Source organism: Ruegeria sp. B10 (assembly GCF_056539825.1).
On sequence record NZ_JBQFVP010000016.1, the window covers coordinates 16559 to 34431 of the forward strand.

General features: G+C 58.3%; 20 protein-coding genes. 7 read left to right on the forward strand and 13 right to left on the reverse strand.

The window, feature by feature from the left end; genetic code table 11:
• Nucleotides 1-33 precede the first annotated feature (33 nt).
• From fahA to hmgA, 3 genes are read right to left on the reverse strand one after another with little or no spacing between them, the layout of a single operon-like run.
• Nucleotides 34-1290: a fumarylacetoacetase gene (fahA, locus tag ACR0J4_RS19620; protein ID WP_170644404.1), complete on the reverse strand. Its 1257-nt coding sequence runs from the start codon at nt 1288-1290 to the stop codon at nt 34-36.
• Nucleotides 1291-1310: 20 nt separating this feature from the next.
• Nucleotides 1311-1934 (reverse strand): LysE family translocator, encoded by a 624-nt coding sequence (locus ACR0J4_RS19625; protein ID WP_170556684.1) that lies wholly within the window; start codon nt 1932-1934, stop codon nt 1311-1313.
• 6 nt (nt 1935-1940) lie between these two features.
• Nucleotides 1941-3296 (reverse strand): homogentisate 1,2-dioxygenase, encoded by a 1356-nt coding sequence (gene hmgA, locus ACR0J4_RS19630; RefSeq protein WP_170747422.1) that lies wholly within the window; start codon nt 3294-3296, stop codon nt 1941-1943.
• A gap of 57 nt (nt 3297-3353) precedes the next feature.
• Here hmgA and ACR0J4_RS19635 point away from each other — a divergent pair, with 57 nt between their 5' ends.
• The 3 genes from ACR0J4_RS19635 (at nt 3354) to ACR0J4_RS19645 (ending at nt 6533) form a co-directional block, all read left to right on the forward strand.
• Nucleotides 3354-3794: a MarR family transcriptional regulator gene (locus tag ACR0J4_RS19635; protein WP_170380509.1), complete on the forward strand. Its 441-nt coding sequence runs from the start codon at nt 3354-3356 to the stop codon at nt 3792-3794.
• Between the two features lie 59 nt (nt 3795-3853).
• The gene (locus ACR0J4_RS19640; RefSeq protein WP_170643800.1) at nt 3854-5110 is read left to right on the forward strand and encodes an adenylate/guanylate cyclase domain-containing protein; all 1257 of its coding nucleotides are present in this window, start codon (nt 3854-3856) and stop codon (nt 5108-5110) included.
• 82 nt (nt 5111-5192) lie between these two features.
• Nucleotides 5193-6533 carry a serine hydrolase domain-containing protein gene (locus tag ACR0J4_RS19645; RefSeq protein ID WP_170643799.1) on the forward strand — a complete coding sequence of 447 codons (1341 nt, stop codon included), beginning with the start codon at nt 5193-5195 and terminating at the stop codon, nt 6531-6533.
• A gap of 160 nt (nt 6534-6693) precedes the next feature.
• Here the strand turns inward: ACR0J4_RS19645 and ACR0J4_RS19650 are convergent, their stop codons facing one another.
• Complete coding sequence (locus ACR0J4_RS19650; protein ID WP_480668795.1) at nt 6694-7689, reverse strand: hydrogen peroxide-inducible genes activator; 996 nt, start codon at nt 7687-7689, stop codon at nt 6694-6696.
• 183 nt (nt 7690-7872) lie between these two features.
• Here ACR0J4_RS19650 and ACR0J4_RS19655 point away from each other — a divergent pair, with 183 nt between their 5' ends.
• Nucleotides 7873-8439 (forward strand): GNAT family N-acetyltransferase, encoded by a 567-nt coding sequence (locus ACR0J4_RS19655; RefSeq protein WP_170556341.1) that lies wholly within the window; start codon nt 7873-7875, stop codon nt 8437-8439.
• Nucleotides 8440-8495: 56 nt separating this feature from the next.
• On the opposite strand, the gene ACR0J4_RS19660 is transcribed toward ACR0J4_RS19655, so the two are convergent.
• Nucleotides 8496-9305 carry a division plane positioning ATPase MipZ gene (locus ACR0J4_RS19660; protein WP_170463159.1) on the reverse strand — a complete coding sequence of 270 codons (810 nt, stop codon included), beginning with the start codon at nt 9303-9305 and terminating at the stop codon, nt 8496-8498.
• A gap of 154 nt (nt 9306-9459) precedes the next feature.
• Here ACR0J4_RS19660 and ACR0J4_RS19665 point away from each other — a divergent pair, with 154 nt between their 5' ends.
• Complete coding sequence (locus tag ACR0J4_RS19665) at nt 9460-10410, forward strand: AEC family transporter (protein ID WP_480668796.1); 951 nt, start codon at nt 9460-9462, stop codon at nt 10408-10410.
• Between the two features lie 80 nt (nt 10411-10490).
• Nucleotides 10491-12077, forward strand: coding sequence for an MFS transporter (locus ACR0J4_RS19670; protein ID WP_170643798.1), 1587 nt, complete (start codon nt 10491-10493; stop codon nt 12075-12077).
• A 121-nt stretch (nt 12078-12198) separates the two neighbouring features.
• On the opposite strand, the gene rpmE is transcribed toward ACR0J4_RS19670, so the two are convergent.
• Both rpmE and rplS read right to left on the reverse strand, forming a co-directional pair.
• Nucleotides 12199-12420 (reverse strand): 50S ribosomal protein L31, encoded by a 222-nt coding sequence (rpmE, locus tag ACR0J4_RS19675; RefSeq protein WP_170380502.1) that lies wholly within the window; start codon nt 12418-12420, stop codon nt 12199-12201.
• An 11-nt stretch (nt 12421-12431) separates the two neighbouring features.
• Nucleotides 12432-12815 carry a 50S ribosomal protein L19 gene (rplS, locus tag ACR0J4_RS19680; protein ID WP_170380501.1) on the reverse strand — a complete coding sequence of 128 codons (384 nt, stop codon included), beginning with the start codon at nt 12813-12815 and terminating at the stop codon, nt 12432-12434.
• Nucleotides 12816-13181: 366 nt separating this feature from the next.
• Here rplS and ACR0J4_RS19685 point away from each other — a divergent pair, with 366 nt between their 5' ends.
• Complete coding sequence (locus ACR0J4_RS19685) at nt 13182-13979, forward strand: glycoside hydrolase family 25 protein (protein ID WP_170643797.1); 798 nt, start codon at nt 13182-13184, stop codon at nt 13977-13979.
• A 5-nt stretch (nt 13980-13984) separates the two neighbouring features.
• Here ACR0J4_RS19685 and ACR0J4_RS19690 read toward each other — a convergent pair whose 3' ends face one another.
• The 6 genes from ACR0J4_RS19690 to rpsP form a co-directional block, all read right to left on the reverse strand.
• Entirely contained in the window at nt 13985-14317 is a 333-nt protein-coding gene (locus tag ACR0J4_RS19690) for a hypothetical protein (protein ID WP_170643796.1), read from the reverse strand.
• 231 nt (nt 14318-14548) lie between these two features.
• Nucleotides 14549-15358 (reverse strand): tRNA (guanosine(37)-N1)-methyltransferase TrmD, encoded by an 810-nt coding sequence (gene trmD / locus ACR0J4_RS19695; RefSeq protein WP_170643795.1) that lies wholly within the window; start codon nt 15356-15358, stop codon nt 14549-14551.
• On the reverse strand, nt 15355-16167 hold the full coding sequence (locus ACR0J4_RS19700) for a hypothetical protein (RefSeq protein ID WP_480668797.1): 813 nt from the start codon (nt 16165-16167) through the stop codon (nt 15355-15357). The genes trmD and ACR0J4_RS19700 overlap by 4 nt, the downstream gene beginning before the upstream one ends.
• Nucleotides 16164-16667, reverse strand: coding sequence for a ribosome maturation factor RimM (gene rimM, locus ACR0J4_RS19705; RefSeq protein WP_170494195.1), 504 nt, complete (start codon nt 16665-16667; stop codon nt 16164-16166). The genes ACR0J4_RS19700 and rimM overlap by 4 nt, the downstream gene beginning before the upstream one ends.
• A gap of 142 nt (nt 16668-16809) precedes the next feature.
• On the reverse strand, nt 16810-17445 hold the full coding sequence (gene bluB / locus ACR0J4_RS19710; protein WP_170643792.1) for a 5,6-dimethylbenzimidazole synthase: 636 nt from the start codon (nt 17443-17445) through the stop codon (nt 16810-16812).
• A gap of 12 nt (nt 17446-17457) precedes the next feature.
• Complete coding sequence (rpsP, locus tag ACR0J4_RS19715; RefSeq protein WP_170643790.1) at nt 17458-17847, reverse strand: 30S ribosomal protein S16; 390 nt, start codon at nt 17845-17847, stop codon at nt 17458-17460.
• Between the last annotated feature and the right edge of the window lie 26 nt (nt 17848-17873).

Genomic DNA, 17873 nt, shown 5'->3' on the forward strand with positions numbered 1-17873 from the left:
CAACACCGGCACACAGGTGCTGTGCGGCACGGCTCAGGGTTTGAAAGGGTCTTCCAGCGCCGGTAGTACAGTGCCATGGCAAGTCCCGAACCCGATTGTGTAGCCATCCCCCCGCGCAGAGCCGGACAGGGTGAGCGTGTCTCCGTCTTCAAGGAAGCTGCGGGCCTCACCGGTCTCAAGACTCAACGGGTCCTTGCCGCCCCAGCTGAGTTCCAGCAGCGAACCTCGGGTATTGCGCGTCGGACCAGAAATCGTGCCGGACCCCAGCAGATCACCGGTGTTCATCGGGCAGCCTGAACTGGCGTGATGGGCCAATTGTTGCGCGGCGGAATAGTACATTTCGCTGTAGTTCGTGCGGGTGATTGTGGTCGCAGCCTGCCCTTCGGGGGCCAGCGTCACCTCAAGCGCAAGGTCATAGAGCATCGGGCCACAATCCTTCAGGTGATCCAGCAACTCGAATTCGCGTTCGGGTGTGTCACAGCGGAAGGGCTCCAGCGCCGGTTTGGTCACGATCCATGGGCTGATTGATGTGGCCGTGGCCTTGGCTTGGAACGGCCCGAGGGGCTGATATTCCCACGCCTGAATGTCTCGGGCGGACCAGTCGTTCAGCAGCACGTAGCCAAAGATATGATCATCCGCCTGCTGCACCGAGATCGGACCGTCGGACGGAGTGCCAACGATTGCCCCCATCTCAAGCTCAAAGTCGAAGCGGCGGCTGGGCAAGAAGGCGGGTTTGTCCTGATCGGGCGACTTCAGCTGCCCCCACGGGCGCCGGATATCCGTACCCGACACCACGACCGACGATGCCCGGCCATTATACCCAATGGGAATATGAAGCCAGTTCGGAGGCAGCGCGTTCTCGGGGTCGCGGAACATCGAGCCCACGTTGAAGGCGTGATGCCGGCCGGCGTAGAAATCGGTGTATTCGCTGACCGCGAAGGGCATGTGCATGACAACCGCGCTTTGCGGCACCAGCAGGGGCTCCACCGCCTCTTGCTCCGCCGTGCCTTCGGACAAAAGCGCCGTCAGGCGTTCGCGTAGGGCGGCCCAGACGGCGGGGCCTTGCTCCATCAGTGGGTTCCAAAAGGGCAGGTCAAATAGCGGCTCATCGGTCAGGGTGATGAGCCCTTCAGCCTCGGCGGTGGTGACATCGAGGATCATGTCCCCAATTGCAACGCCACATCTGGGCTCCTCATCGCCATGGGCAAAGACCCCGTAGGGCAGGTTGTTCAACGGAAATGGATGGGTCGCATCATTGGCCGAAGCGACCCAGGATTTCAGCAAAGGCATTTTTTGATCCTTGTCTTGGTTTATTGAGCGTCTCGCAGGGACTTCAGCCCCAGCAGAACGGCAGCCAGAATCATGAACCCGCCACCTGCGCGATCCAGCCACAGCCGCGCAGACCCTTTGAGCCGCGTCGCAAGCCAACTTGCGCTGGCCCCGTAGGCGGTCAGAAACAACCCGTCCAGGGTCAGATAGGTGGCCGAGAGGATCGCGAATTGCGGCCAGAATGGCAGCGCGCCATCGATGAACAGCGGAAACAGTGCAGCAAAGAACACCACTGCTTTGGGATTGGCGGCTGAGGTGATGAAGCCCTGCATCCACAAGGTTTTGCGGCTGGCCAGCTGCGCGGTTTGCGCTGTTTGAGGTTTGGCTTTGACAATCGCTTTGATGCCGAGAAAGACCAGATAGGCGACACCCAACCATTTGATCACAGCCAGCGCGGTGCCCGAGGCCGCAATAATCGCGGCAAGCCCGAGACCCGCTGCCAACATCTGTAACAGGTTCGCCGTCAGATCACCAGCAGCCGTGAACACGCCCCGGCGCAGCCCGTTGGTGGCCGAGTTCGACAGCATCAGAAGCTGGCTCGGCCCCGGTGTGCTCATCAGCAGCAGGACGGTGGCGACATAGGTGATCCAGATATCAAAGCTCATGGCAGGTTATTTCTTTCCGGGCGTTCCATCGAACTTTTTCTCAAGCGAGGCCCAGCAGTCAATATAGTCGTCTTGCAGCGGCGCCTCGGTCGCGGCGAAGGCGGTCAGATGCTGCGGGAAGCGGGTTTCGAACATGAAGGACATGGTGTGGTCCAGCTTGTCCGGCCCCAGATTTGCGTTTGAGGCTTTTTCGAACGCTTCGCGATCCGGGCCGTGCGGGATCATCATGTTGTGCAGGCTCATGCCGCCGGGAACAAAGCCCTGCGGTTTGGCGTCATACTGGCCGTAGATATTGCCCATCAGCTCGGACATGATGTTCTTGTGGTACCACGGCGGGCGGAACGTATCCTCGGCCACCATCCAGCGTTCACGGAACAGGACAAAGTCGATATTGGCCGTGCCGGGCTGGCCCGAAGGGGCTGTCAGGACGGTGAAAATCGACGGATCCGGGTGGTCGAACAGGATCGCTCCGACTGGGCAATAGGTGCGTAGGTCGTATTTGTAGGGCGCATAGTTACCGTGCCAGGCCACCACGTCCAGCGGGCTATGACCGATCTGAGTGACGTGGAACTGCCCACACCATTTGATCGTCACGGTTGAAGGCACCTCTCGGTCCTCGAACGCCGCGACGGGTGCTTTGAAATCGCGCGGATTGGCCATGCAATTGGCGCCGATCGGTCCGCGCCCTGGCAGTTCGAATTTCTGCCCGTAATTCTCACAGACAAATCCGCGTGCTGGACCTTCCAGCACTTCAACACGGTAGAGCAACCCGCGCGGCAGGATCGCGATTTCCTGTGGCTCCAGATCAATGATCCCCAGCTCAGTCACAAAACGCAGACGACCGTCTTGCGGAACCACCAGAAGCTCGGAATCGGCCGAGAAGAAATAGTCATCCACCATCGAGTCGGTGACCAGATAGACATGGCTGGCCATGCCGACCTGCGTGTTCACATCCCCCGCGGTCGTCATGGTGCGCATACCGGTTAGCCAGGTCAAAGAGGTATCAGAATGCGGAACCGGGTCCCAGCGATACTGGCCCAGGCTGATTACATCGGGGTCGATACAAGGCGCGGACTTCCAGTAGGGCAGGTCGATTTTCTCATAGCGATGCGAGTGCTTGACCGACGGGCGAATTCGATAGCACCACGTCCGCTCGGGCGGGTTGGCCGTGAAGGCCGTGCCGCTGAGCTGTTCGCCATAGAGGCCATAGTTACAGCGCTGCGGGCTGTTCATGCCCTGCGGCAAGGCGCTAGGCAGGGCCTCGGTCTCAAAGTCATTGCCGAAGCCAGGCATGTAGCCGGGACGCGTTCCTACAGGTGTGACAGCCTGCGTCAGGCCATGCGGTTCAGCCTTGTTGGTCATCTTGAACTCCTCGGTTTTCTGCTTGTGAATTATTAGTTGTTTTTGTAACTAACAAGCATGTCCCAAGAAAAAGATGATTTTGATCTGCAGATTTTTTTGCCGTTTCTATTGAATCAGGCAGCTGAGGCAGCCTCGTTGGAGTTTCAGCGCCTCTACAAGGAACGCTATGGCATGCTGCGCAGCGAATGGCGGGTGCTGTTTCATCTGGGTGTCTTCGGCACTCTGACCGCGAAAGAGATTGGCAAGCGCGCGAAACTGCACAAAACCAAGATCAGCCGCGCGGTTCACAAGCTGGAACAAAGCCGTTACCTCAAGCGCACAAGGGATGAGGATGACCGAAGGGTCGAATGGCTGACGCTGACGCCCGCCGGTCAGGCCGTCTATCGTGAACTGAGCGGTATCGCAGAGCGCTATGATGGGAAACTGGCGGGCGCATTCTCGGAAGAAGAGGCCGCCATGCTGAGGAAAATGCTGCGACGGCTGGCAGGGATGGCTTAGGGTCTGGTAATTTCCATCACGCAGCCCACATTCAGGGCAGTACTTTGACGGACAGTTCCATGACCTCTTCAGATCCCATCTTTGACCTTATCGACTGGCTTGTTTCCAAAGGGCTAGAAGGGGCTGGTCAGGAAGAATTGCTTGACGGCTTTTGCAACCGCCTGATTGATCTAGGCCTTCCCCTGATGCGGTTCCACGCGGCGCAGTCGACGCTGCATCCGCTTTATGGCGGCACTGGCTATAGCTGGTATCGGGATTCCGGCGGGGAATCTGAGCGGTTCGCAAACACCGACACCCCAAGCGAGGTCTGGCAACGCAGCCCTCTCTATGCGCTTTTGCATGAAGACATGGATGACCTGCGCGTTCGACTGGTGGACCAGAACGAACCAAGCCGTTTCCCCTTGCTGAATGACCTGCGAGAGATCGGGGCGACGGATTACTATGCAACGGGTGTTTCGTTTGAACGCTCCGATCAGGTGCGCCCGGCGGGTGAGAAAAAGATCGGTGACGGAGTGCTGATGTCCTGGACCAGTGACGCCCCGACCGGTTTTCATGACAGCGATCTGGGGAAAATTCATGTCGCTCTGCCGCATCTTGGGCTTGCGTTGAAATCCGCCAAGAACCAGACCATGGCCAAGGATCTGATGCGCGTCTACCTGGGACGTGATGCGGGGCGGCGCGTCCTCTCTGGCGAAATCCGTCGCGGTTCATTGCAGCAGATTGATGCGGTGATCTGGAATTTCGATCTCGAAGGGTTCACCACCCTGTCTGAGGATATGCCGGGTCACGAGATCATCGACATGCTGAACGACTATCTGGCCGTTGCCGTGGGTGTGGTGCACGACAATGGCGGCAACATTCTAAAGTTCATGGGTGACGGGCTGATGGCCATGTTTGATGTGGGAGAGAGCGACGCTGATGCCCGTGCGGCTCTCGCAGCCGTCGCCATGTTGCAAAGCCGGATGGAAGAGCTGAACGCGCGACGACTGGCAGATGGGCAGAGGGTGGCAAATTTCACCCTGGCGCTGCATTCGGGTGAGATCCTTTATGGCAATATCGGCTCGGAAACCCGCCTGGATTTCACGGTGATTGGCCCTGCGGTGAATCAGGCGGCCCGGATTGCCGGGATGCATCGGTCGTTGGGCCAGAGGATTCTCGTCTCCGACGACGTCGCCCGCGCCGCACAACCTTGCAGCCAGGAACTGATTTCGGTCGGGCGCTACATGTTGCGCGGTGTGAACGAACCGAAAGAGCTGTTTACGATATACAGCCCCACGCAGCTCTCGGACGAGACAGAGATCAAGAACGCAACGTAACGGTGGCGCGGCGCCCGTCGTGGTGAAACCTTCTGGTCAAGTGGGAAAAAAGGGGCGGGCCGCTTAGGTCCGAAGGGGGCGCATGTTCGGGAAGGTTCTAAAATACGCGGTTGGGACGTTGGCATTGGCTTTTGTCGCAGCAGGTGGTTACCTGTGGATCGCGCCACCGGATCTGTTGAAAGTGGGCACCAACTATTCCGCCAAGATCGTCTGTTCGAACGTGTTCCTGGCCGGGCGCGATGCAGAGACTGTGTTGCAAAGCGATGTTCAGGCGCCGGGACATCCCTTGCTGAAGCAGGTTTCGGTCAGCGTCGACGAACAGGGCCAATCGGTTGAGGCGCGGATGTTTGGCGTCTTCGCTCCGGCCACATCCCAGTATCGTCCCGGTTTGGGGTGCACCAACGTTCATGCGGCAAATCTGTCAGATCACACGCTACCCGAACCCGCGCCAGTACCCAACGGTCTTTGGCCGCAAGGAAATGAGGTGGTTCTGTCCGAGAACCCCACGCTGACTGATGTTTTGTCGGACCCTTCCTTACTGGGCGAGGGCTACCGCGCTGTTGTGGTGGCCAAAGACGGGCGCATCATTGCCGAGGCTTATGCTGATGGCTTTGATGCCGAAACCCCTTTGCTGGGGTGGTCGATGACCAAAACGATCACTGCGGGGCTAATTGGTACGCTGATCCAGTCGGGCGACATGGCGCTGGGCGATGATCTTACGGACGTCTTCCCAGATTGGGCCGGGGACTCGCGCCGCGACATCACAGTCGAGGATATGCTTGCCATGTCCAGCGGCTTGCAGTGGGATGAGGAATATGGCGACGTCTCGGACGTAACGCGGATGCTGTATCTCAAGGATGACATGGTCGATTTCGCCGTCGGACGCCCCGCCGCCTATCCCACCGCGACCGAGTTCAGCTATTCCTCGGGCACGTCCACAGTTCTGTCGCGGGTGTGGCAGGGCCAGCTTGAAGAGGGCGACCTCGGCTACCCCCGCACCGCATTATTCGACCCTCTGGGCATGCACTCAGCTGTGATGGAGACCGATGGGGCAGATACATTCGTGGGTTCAAGCTACATGTACGCCACCGCGCGCGACTGGGCGCGCTTTGGGCAGTTTCTGCTGCAAGGCGGTGTTTGGAAAGGGCAGCAGATCTTGCCCGAAGGCTACACCGATTGGATGTTTGAACCCGTCGCGACCTCAGACGGGGCTTATGCCAAAGGGCACATGTGGCTGGACGGCCCACGTGGTGAGCCGCAATTCGAGGACACCGTCTGGCTGCAGGGCCATGACGGCCAATCCGTAGGCATTTTTCCTTCGCAGGATTTGGTCGTGGTGCGTTTGGGGCTGACGCCGTCACGGTTGGGATATTCGCCACTGCCTTTGGCCAAGGCTCTGATCGCGGCTATGGGTGACGGCTGAGCTGCTGCAGCGTACAGACGGCGGTCGCAGGTTTTCCTCTTGCTCGGACCTGTTGCGTCGATCTCCGAAAAGAGATGCCAGCGCGGATTGGCCAAATTCGGGTTTCTATCCTGAAGAAGAACCACCTGCTCGCAGGCATATCGGTCCAAACGCACTCCTTCTAGCCCTCGATGCTGACCAGTCCCGAAAACTCATTTCTGGCGACACTTAGAATAATCTCCGAAAGGAAGGCGAACGTCTTGTGGTGACCGCTGGACTTTCGCCAAACCAGACCGATGGACCTGTTCAACCGTCCCGGTCGATAGGGCACCAGAACCACATCTCCGCCGATCTCTGGGATTTCAGATGCGGCGTAAAGCGAGGGAAGAAAGGACACGCCGATATTCATCGCTGTCATCTGCCGAATTGCGTCAAGACTGGTGCCTTCGTAGTCGTAAAGGAGGTTGGCCCCCAAGCTATTGGCGAGGTCTGCAACTTGGTTGTGAAGCGTGAATCGACGAGAGAGCGCCAGAATGTTCTCACCCTTCAGATCTTCGTCATTGGCTATTTCTTTTTGGGCGAGACGGTGATTTCGGGCCACCGCAAGTTTCAGAGGTTCCCGAAGCAGGCGCAGGATCGTGACGTCTGACGAGCTCACCGGCAGTTGCGTCAAAATTAAATCGTGCACCCCGCTTAGAAGCTCCTGCAACAGCTCGGATGGCGCCCCATCTCGCACCGTCAGTTTTAGGTTCGGGTGGTTTTCATGAAGGTGGTGAAAAACACGTGGCAAAAGGTACGGACCGAGGGTTGGTGATGATCCTAGTCGGAACGTGCCCGCAAGCTCGGACTTCATCCGACCTGACGTCTCTTGCAGCAAAGCGACCTCCGATAAGATGCTCCGGGTTTTTTCCAGTACTTCGCGCCCTTCAGGTGTCAGCACTGCTCCGGCTCTGCCGCGCTCGACCAGTTTCAGTTCAAGCGCTGCTTCGAGATTGGCAATCTGCAGGCTGAGAGATGGCTGGCTGATACCTATCCGCTCAGCGGCTTTTCTGTAGTGACCAGTTTCGGCCAGCGCTCGGAAGTAAGTCAGTTGTTTTAGTGTCAGCTGTAAGCTCATTGATAGGTTTTTCCAATCAAAGTTTCTTGCACAATAGGCTATTTTATTTAGCTGAAACAACCATCATTAGAGCGTGACCTGTTTTAGAGCGCTTGTTTTTGGTGCGTTTGCTCGGAGGATTTCATGAATATTCAAAACGAATTTGCCAAAACGGACGATGTCCGCGCATTTCTAGCCTCAGTCCACTTGCCAACTTCGCGATCGCAGGGTGTCCTTTCACGGGACGAAATTGACTGGTGCAAGATGCGTGGCATCGAATTGGCATATGATCCTGTGCAAATCGGATGGGTACCTCTGCTTTGTGAGGACGACATATCTGAAACCTCCAGCCGGCCTCAATCTCGGCAAATTCAGTTGCGTCCTTGGCGGGCGCGGGATGCAGCTGACTATGCCGCCATGCTGTCGTCAGAACGCTTGTGGAAATATTTGCCCGATCGATACCCGGGTCCAATCAGCGAGGATGACGCGCGCCAGTTGATCGAGTTGACAGGTGAAGACCATCACGAAGTCTTGGCCGCCACGGAAGACGACATTGTCATCGGGCAAGCCAGAATGTTGAGGGTGGGACAAGACAGCGCCGAAATTAGCTATTGGATCGGCGAGCAGCATTGGGGCAAAGGGTATGCCAGCTCCATCGTAGCGCAATTCTGCACACAGTGCTTGCGTCTAAACCCTGAGATTAGTCGGCTTTTTGCGGTTGTGCACGAGAGCAATATTGCGTCTCAATCGATCCTCAAGAAGTGCCGCTTTGCCGAGATCTCTCGTGACACTGTCTGGATAACATTCGAGCGCTACCGCCGCGCGTCTTAGGCTGTAGTGCCCGATTGGGGTTGCCAGGTCTGGCGAGTAAGCGCTTCAAATAGCGCTTAGAAGTCGATCTCGACGCCGGGCAAGTTCAGCTCGCGCATCATGTCGCGCAGCTCCTGACGCGCAGCGATGTTCGAGATGTTCAGCTGTTTGACGCCAATATCTTTGAGGTCCAGCAAAGTAAGGCCGCGGGGAAATAGCTCGCGGAAGATAACCCGCTCGGAAAAGCCCGAAGCGACGCGGAACCCAATGCGTTGAGACAGCATCTCGATCGCGCGTTGCATCTTTTCCTTGTTGACCATGCGCTGAGTACCCACGCGGTTGCGTACGACGACCCAGTCAATCGGTTTCAAGCCAGCCTGCGCCCGCAATTGCCGCGCATTCCACACCATTTCGGAATAGACCGAAGGGCCGAGGATCTTCTCACCTTTGGAGTCAATCCGGGCCAGGAGATCGAAATCAATGAAACTGTCATTCAGCGGTGTGATAAGCGTATCAGCTAGGGAATGCGCCACTTGGCTGAGGCGGGTGTGTGAGCCGGGGCAGTCGATCAGGATAAAATCGCTGTCATTCTCAAGCTGCGAAACAGCCGCCGACAGACGATGGTCATAGATATTCTCGCCCGGTTTCAGGGTGCTGGCGTCGATCTCGGGCAGGTCGTGGTGGCGCGGGCTGGGCAGTGTCGCCTCAGCGTTTTTTAAGAAATTCGCCCGGTTCTCGAAATAGCGTCCCAAGCTTCGCTGGCGCAGGTCCAGATCCAGCGTGCTGACCTTGCGGCCCAGACGCGCCAGAGCGGTGGCCACATGCATGGAAACGGTCGATTTGCCTGCGCCGCCCTTTTCGTTCCCCACTACGATGATATGTGCCATGCCGTCGTTCCCAAGCCCTGCCGTGTTTGTCCACACGTTGTTATGAGCCACTATATGTTGTGTCAGCGGGGAAGAAAAGAACCTCGGAGCGTTGTTTCGACCAATATCAGGCTCTAATTTGGAAAACCCAATCGCTTTGGCAGTTTAGAACGCCATGCTTGCCAAATCCGGGTCCGTGATTCACTGTTCAATCGGGGATCGGACAGGAGGATACCGGTTGGAGCAACTGTTCCTGAGCGTTCTGAACGTGGTTTTACCGGTCCTGATTTGCGTGGGCATCGGGTATGGGCTGGCGCTTACCAAGTCTCCGTTTGACAACAAGGTGGTCGGAGGGATCGTCTCGCGGGTCGGCTATCCGACCCTGATCCTATCGCATCTGGCAGGCACCAAGCTGAATGTGGGCACGTTTCTGGATATGATGAGCGCCGCCGCGCTGGCGGTGGCCAGCTTTGGCGTACTGGGTTTTGTGGCGCTGCGGTTTCTGCGCCTGCCTGTAAGGGCGTTTCTGACGCCTCTGATGCATGGGAATGTGGGCAATATTGGCCTACCGATCACTCTGTTGGCGCTGGGCGATGCGGGGATGGCCTACACAATGGCCTTTGTCGTCGTTGTGCTGATCAGCATCTTTACCGTTGGCATGTGGATCCCGGCGGGTGTGTTCTCGGTCAGAAAGCTGGTCACATCGCCGATCATCTATTCCGTGGCCCTGTCGCTGATCCTGATGGCTACAGGGACCAGCCTGCCGCAACCGATTGCCAAGTCGTTCGATATCCTCGGCGGGTTGTCGATCCCTCTGATGTTGCTAACACTGGGCCACACGCTGGCAACGCTGCGGATCGCCAGTCTGGGGTGCGCCGTCTTGCTGACCGGGCTGCATCTGGTCATGGCTGTGGGTATTGCCATGGGTTTGGTCTGGCTTTTCGGTTTCACAGGCGCCGAGCGCGGCGCCCTGATCCTGTGCTGTCTGATGCCGTCCTCGGTGGCGACATACCTGTTCATCGACCAGCACGTACCGGAATACGGCCCGGATGTCGCCGGGTTCATCCTTGTGTCTACCCTGACCACCATACTTGTTCTACCGCTGGCCCTGACTTATTGGATTTGATGTAAACCCTATGCTCGGCTGCAAAAATCGCTAATCTACTGATAAATTGCGGTAAAGAGCCACAAGCTCAGGGTGACACGATGAACGGAAAGACGCCGACAGACGTAACCCCACAAGCCCGCGCCCGCGTGGTGCTGGCGATGACGGCAATCTGCATGATGGTTGTGGGGTTCAACACCACGGCCGTTGCGACGATCCTACCTAATCTGAAGGCCGAATTCGACCTGACACCGTCCGGCCTGCAATGGGTAATGGCGATCTATACTGTCGCCAGCGCTTCGCTTGTTACCATCGTCAGTCGTCTGGGCGATATCACCGGCAAGATGGGGGTTTTCTTCTTTGGTATGGTCGTCTTTGCCTTTGGGTCTGGCTCGGTCCTGTTTGCGCAAGACGCAACCATGCTGTTAATCGGGCGCGGTGCGCAGGGAGCGGGGGCAGCGGCGTTGTTCGGAACTTCTCTTTCCCTGCTGACAGCGGCGACACCTGAGGAGCAGAGAGCCGGTGTCACCGGTTTCTGGGGCGCCATCGTCGGGCTGGCTATCGGCGTTGGGCCCATCGTAGGCGGTGCCTTTGGGCATTACATTAGCTGGCGTGCGGTGTTTGCCGCCGATCTGGTTCTGCTGGTCGTGGCCTTCACTATTGGGTTGCATGTTAGCAAACGGAAATACGTGCCTGACACACGCCTTGCCGGGGCACGTTTTGACTATCCCGGAGCAGTTGCCATTCTGTTGTTTCTCGGGCCGCTGTCCTTTGCGCTTAGCAATGGGGAAAGCGGCGGGTGGAGCACGCCACTGACGCTAATACCGCTGGCTGTGGCGGCCCTGGCGACCGTCCTGCTGGTCATTGTCTCGCGTCGCAGTGATGACCCGTTGATTGAGCTGCGGTATTTCCGCCATCCGCGTTACTTCATGGCCGCCGCGGGAATGTTCTTTACCGGTTTCACGCTTTTCTGTTTCTTTGTCTATTTCAACACATTTGTGCAATCGCCAGATGCCTTTGGCTATACTTCCATCGGAGCGGGATTGGCGATTATGCCGCTAAGCATCAGCATGTTTGTCATATCTGTCACCGCGCCCCGGTTTCTGGCGCCCTACAGTTTCCAGTGGCCGGTTGCGATCGGTCTGGGGGCAATGGCATGTGGGTTCCTGTTGCTGACGACAGTTTCGAATACCACGCAATATTCCGAAATTTGGTGGAAGCTGCTGATCGTCGGGATCGGGTTGGGTATCTGTTTCTCGCTTCTGCCACGCCTCGGCCTGCGCCTTCTGCCCGAAGAGCATGTTGGGCAGGGCTCAGGCGTGATCAACGCCTGTCTCTATTTCGGAGCCACCTTGGGGGCAGTGGTCGGTGGGTTGGCAGAGTCCATCACCATACGTCGGGGCCTGTCCGAAGTGATTGACGCACTGCCCTCCGGATCAACGCAGCGTGCTGATCTGGCACATGCGCTAACCCACGGCAAACCTGGCGAGGTCCAGCAGTTACTCACCAGCTTGGAGCCGACGGCAGGAACAGCTCTGGCTGAGGCTCTGCGGGATCTGCAAGACAACGCCTTTGACAGCGCAATGGTGGTCGCTGCGATTGCCGCTCTGATAGGGATGGTTTTGGCGCTGCTGCTTCTGCGCGGACCAGTGCCGCCGCTGCACAGTGCAGTGGAACTGACGAAGTAAGACAGTTATCGATCCGATTTCATTTTGGAAACAAGTCAGCGTGGCGTGCATCATGCATTTAGTAGGAAACAAAAAAGGCCGCCCCCAAGGGACGGCCTTTCGAAATCGAACGCGGTAAGGCTTAGAAGCCCAGACCTTCGTATTTCTTTTTGAACTTCGACACGCGGCCGCCGGCGTCCATCAGGCGCGACGAACCACCAGTCCATGCGGGGTGCACGGAGGGGTCGATTTCCAGAGCCAGCTGATCGCCTTCGCTGCCCCAGGTGGATTTCATCTGAACAACGGTGCCATCGGTCATTTTGACGTCGATGACGTGATAATCGGGATGGATGTCTTTTTTCATCTTTCCGTTCCTTACGCTTCGGCGCCAGCTTTGGGCTTGTAGTTGGTGACCTCTGCGATACGTGCGGATTTACCACGACGGGTGCGCAGGTAATACAGTTTGGCGCGACGGACGCGGCCACGGCGAACAACGGTGATGCTGTCGATGTTGGTCGAATGCAGCGGGAACACACGCTCTACGCCTTCGCCGAACGAGATTTTGCGGACGGTGAACGAACCGGCGATGCCGTTGCCACCTTTACGCGCGATGCAGACACCTTCGTAGTTCTGCACACGGGTACGCGACCCTTCGGTCACTTTAAAGCCGACACGAACGGTGTCACCGGCTTTGAAATCGGGGATGTCTTTCCCCAGGGCGGCAATCTGTTCCGCCTCAAGCTGTGCGATCAGGTCCATCGCATTCACTCCTATCTGCTCGTGGTTGGTCCACGAAGTTTGGGCACGGCCTGAGAGCTCTTGGTCTTCACCGGGTCCTGCGAACAGCCCGCCAGAGGTCAGATCGAATGTTCCTTTGGTCCGGTCTGCCCTGACACGCGGTGGCCGAAGAAAGCCAAGCGGTGCGCCATGAAACAAACCAAAACACCGGAGTCGCATCACACGGCACCGGATTGCGCTGCTTTAGGGGGTTTACGGACAGGGATCAAGCCTAAATCGCAGGCATCAGCGGTGGGATTTTGCCAATTCCCGAATGCGACGTTGCTTTGTGTGTTGGATCAGGCATTCTGAGATCAATTACAAGAGCAGTTATTTCAGGCTGAAACAATGACCCGATTTGCAATCATGCTGGCCCTGGCGGCTGCAGTTTTGATGTCCTGCGGACGCAGAGGACCTCCGCCGCAGGTCGTAGAGGCCACACCGGGCTTGGACCGGACCGCGCCCGCCGTGATCTACCCCGATTTTGGCGATGCCGACCCCCATGACTGGGACGGGCGACATCCCGGCCTGTATCCGGTTCACGGGTTGGATGTCTCGCGTTGGCAGGGGCCGATTGACTGGCGTCAGGCCAAGGCCTCGGGCGTCAGCTTTGTGTTCATGAAAGCGACCGAGGGGGGTGATTTTACCGACCCGATGTTCGACGAACATCGTCGCGGCGCGCAGGCAGCGGGTGTGCCGTGGGGGGCGTATCACTACTACTACTTCTGCCGCCCGGCGCGTGAACAGGCGCAGTGGTTCATTCAGAACGTCCCCAAAGGTGCGGACCTGCCGCATGTGCTGGACATGGAATGGACGCCGCATTCGAAAACCTGCACCCTTCGCCCTGATGGCAAAATCGTCCGGGCCGAGGCGCAAAAGTTCCTCGATATCCTCGAACGTCACTATGGCCGCCGACCCATCGTCTACACGACTGTGGATTTCTACCAGGACACCGATATCGGACGGCTGTCAAAGACCGAGTTCTGGCTTCGCTCGGTCGCGGGGCATCCTCGCCAGGTCTATCCCGGCGCGGTCTGGAGGTTCTGGCAGTACACTGGCACCGGGCTGGTGCCGGGTGTTCAGGGTAAGGTCGACATCAACGTCTTCAGCGGCCCGCCCGAGATTTGGGCGCAGTGGAAAGGGTAGACGCCTTAAGATTGAGGTGCCGCGTAGCTTTCCACGGTGCCGCCCGCGACAAGGTGATCGAGCCTGCGCGCGCGTTCCTCACCGTAGGCATTGCGCAGCCAGAACGCTTCTCCTTGGGTCAGCACGCGGCGGTCAAAGCCGCGCTCGCTCAGGCAGCGGTCTACCTGATCCATCTCGCCTTGCGCCCTGAGTTCGTGTCGGCTGCCATATGCAAGCACAGAACCGACCAAAGGTGACGACATCAGGATGAAGGCGGGATAGGCTCCAATCACTGCGGCATTCCCGCCGATGTCAGCTTCGTTCGAGCAAGACAATACCGCGTTTCTGGCGGATGCCATATTATGCCCGGCCTGAGTTGGCACGGAGTTTTCCAAAGCACTGGTCGCACATGCCGAGACAAGTACGCAGCCCAAAAGTATTAGCTTTTTCATGAATTTCCGTTCTTTAAAATATGCGAATCTTTTGAGTCCATCGCAAAACTCAAGGATGAGTATCCCGCGATTTCTTCAACTGCAATTAGCATCAGCTTTAACTGTGAACCTGCGGTTTGCGGGCCACAGTAGCCTGTGTCATTTGATAGATTTCTGCCTGGCGCGAACGTATTCGTCCCACACATCAGGCCGCCGTTCCCGCGTTATGTCCTCGGCCATCTTTTGGCGCCATTCGGCGATGCGGCCGTGGTGACCGGACATCAGGACCTCGGGGATCGGGCGGCCGTTCCATTCTGCGGGGCGCGTGTATTGCGGGTGTTCCAGCAGGCCCGAGGAAAAGCTCTCTTCTTCGGTCGAGGCCTGATTGCCCAGCACGCCGGGGATCAGCCGCACGGTGGCGTCGATCAGAGCTTGCGCCGCGATCTCACCGCCGGTCATGACGAAATCGCCGAGGCTGACCTCCTGCACGCCGTAATGCGTCAACACACGCTCGTCTACGCCCTCGAACCGGCCGCAGAGCAAGGTCATCCCGTCGCAGCGCGCCAGATTCTGCATCATCCGCTGGCCCATACGCTTGCCGCGCGGGCTGAGATAGATAAGTGGCCAGTTGCCTCGGATACCGGCCATGGTCTGTTCGATGGCAGGCCCCAACACGTCGGCGCGTAGCACCATACCAGCGCCCCCGCCTGCGGGTGTGTCATCCACATTGCGGTGTTTACCGATCCCGAATTGCCGCAAATCAACCGTTTCCAGTTGCCAAAGCCCTTCCTGCAGAGCCTTACCTGTAAGGCTTTCGCCCAGAACGCCGGGGAAAGCGCTGGGAAACAAGGTGATGATCTTGGCTTTCCATACGCCGTGCAGATCCGGCGTCGGAGTCATCAACTCGCGCGGTTGCAGAGTGGGTCGGATGGCCTTGCGACCGTGAGACTTGCTTGGTGTATCTGTCATGACTGGGCAACCAGATCGTCCTTGGCGCGTTTGATGAGGGCCTTCTTTTGCGCCATCAGGGCCGCATCGTCCAGCGCGGAACGGTTCAACTCCAGCAGTTCCAGCAGAACATCATCAGTCGGGCGGGCTTTGTGCGGCTCCGGCGCGACCAGTTTGAACATCTTGTCGCGCGGCAGGTTCAGGAACGTCGCAAACGGAGCGCCCGGACCAAAGCGCCGCTTGCGCAGGTCCTCCATCCACTCGGTCTGGACCTTGACCAGCGGTAGCCGGTCCTGAAGCATATCCGCGGTCTCTTTCGGGGAGGGCAGGTGGTTCAACGCCTCCCGGAATTCGTCATAGTCCTGCACCAGCCGTGTCCGCCGCAGATCATGTGCCCAGAGGCTGCGCATCCAATCCTCTCGCTGTCGCAAGGACAGATAGATCGTGAGGTCGACCGGCCCCAGACGATCCTTCACCCGCTCCACCAGCGTCGTCGCCAATTCCGGGGCCGCCCCGTAGCCTTCGGCGCTGTTGCGGCTGGGGCGTAGTCCGGCGAAGTTTTCCTCGCTGAGGATCAGGCCGCGGCTGGTGCCGAAGTCTATGGGATCCAGCAGCGCATGCACACCCGTTTCGAACTCGGCCAATGTGCTGTTCATCCGATAGACCGAATGCCGCGTGGCGATGTCTGCAAGTCCGGTTTTACGGGTTTTGTAGGGCAGGATCAGCGAAAAATGCGGCCAGATCAGTTGACGGTTCTTGTAGAGAAACGACTGCGCAACGGTGGTGCCGGTCTTGTGCAGCCCCAGATGCAGCAGAACGCGCCGCATCATATCAGGCCTTCTGGCGGATCGGCGACGATGCGACCGGCCTCCAAATCAACCGTCGGAACCGCGTCCAGCGTGAACGGCAGCAGGACAGTCGATTTCAGACCCGGCCCGTGCAATTCCAACAAATCCGCCGCGCCGTGATTTTGCACGGACTTCACCTTTCCCAGAAGGGTGCCGCCAGTGTCATACACCTCGAGCCCGATCAGATCGGTGTGATAGAACTCGTCATCCGGCAGCGAAGGCAGTTGATCCCGCCGGGCATACAAGCGCAGACCGTTCAGGGCGTCCGCCTCTTCCTTGGTTTCAACCCCGCCCAGACGCGCAGCAAATCCGTTCTTGATCGCGCGGGTCAGCACCACGGGAAAGCGCTCTTTGCCGTCTTCGTCGGTCAGTGGCGAATAGGCTTCGATGTCTTCCGGCACGGCGCAAAAGCTTTTCAGCCGCACCTCGCCGCGCACACCATATGATCCCGCAATGCTGCCGACGCAGATCAGATCACTCATTTGAGCCTTCCGTAATACATAGTCCGTTTCGCCATTGCCCGATCACTTCGCAGGCTTCACGCTGGTTATTGCGTTCAAAGAACACGCCGACAATAAATGCGATCAGCAACAGGATGGGAAGCCGTAACAATCCGAACATCGGCTATCGCACCTCGATCGGTAGAGTCTCTTCGCGGTCTTCCCAACCGGCCCTTTCCAGCTCGGGCGTGTCGGACTCTTCTTCCGGCCAGCCAACGCAGAAATAGCCGATTAGCCGCCAGTTGTCCGGGACGTTCAGATCGGTGTTCATTTGGTCGGGGTCCAGGATCGAAACCCAGCCCAGTCCCAGCCCCTGCGCGCGCAGGGCCAGCCAGAACAGGGTGATGGCTGAGACAACCGAATAGCGCCGCATCTCGGGCATGGTGCCCGCGCCCAGACCCTGGCCTTTGCTGGTTGTGTCATCGCAGAATACCGCCAATTGCACCGGCGCTTCCTGCATGCCCGAAAGTTTGAGGCCGCTATACAGCTGGGCTTTCTCACCAGAATACCCGGCCAGAGCGTCTGCATTGGCGGTTTGGAAATTCTTGAGCGCCGCGTCGCGCGCGGCCTCACTTTCGACGCGGATCACGCGCCAAGGTTCGCTGAGCCCCACGGATGGGGCCAGCAGAAATGCGTCGAGGCAGCGCGTCAGCACGGCCTCGTCCACAGGGTCGGTGCGGAACCGACGCACATCGCGCCGGAGCCGCATCAACAGATCGAACTGCGTGCGAAAATCGTCGGTGAAAGCCTGATCCTGCACGCGTCGGCCCGCTTATTCTTCTGCTGCAGCTTCTTCAGCCGGTGCAGCAGCAGCTTCGGCCGCTTCAGCAGCCTTTGCAGCTTTCTCTTCTGCGCGCTCTTGGGCTTTCTTGCCCGGAGTACCCTTGTTGGGGTTGCTGCGCTCGGCTTTGTCACGAGTGCCAGCAGCTTCCAACATGCGTGCGATACGGTCGGTAGGCTGAGCGCCCTGATCCAGCCAGTACTGGATGCGCTCCAGGTTCATTTTCACGCGCTCTTCGCTGTCTTTCGGCAGCAGCGGGTTATAGGTACCCAGTTTCTCGATGAAACGGCCGTCACGAGGCATGCGGCTGTCAGCAGCGACGATGCGGTAGAAAGGACGTTTTTTCGAGCCGCCGCGGGCGAGACGAATTTTCATTGCCATGGTGGTATCTCCTTTAGATGGCGTGT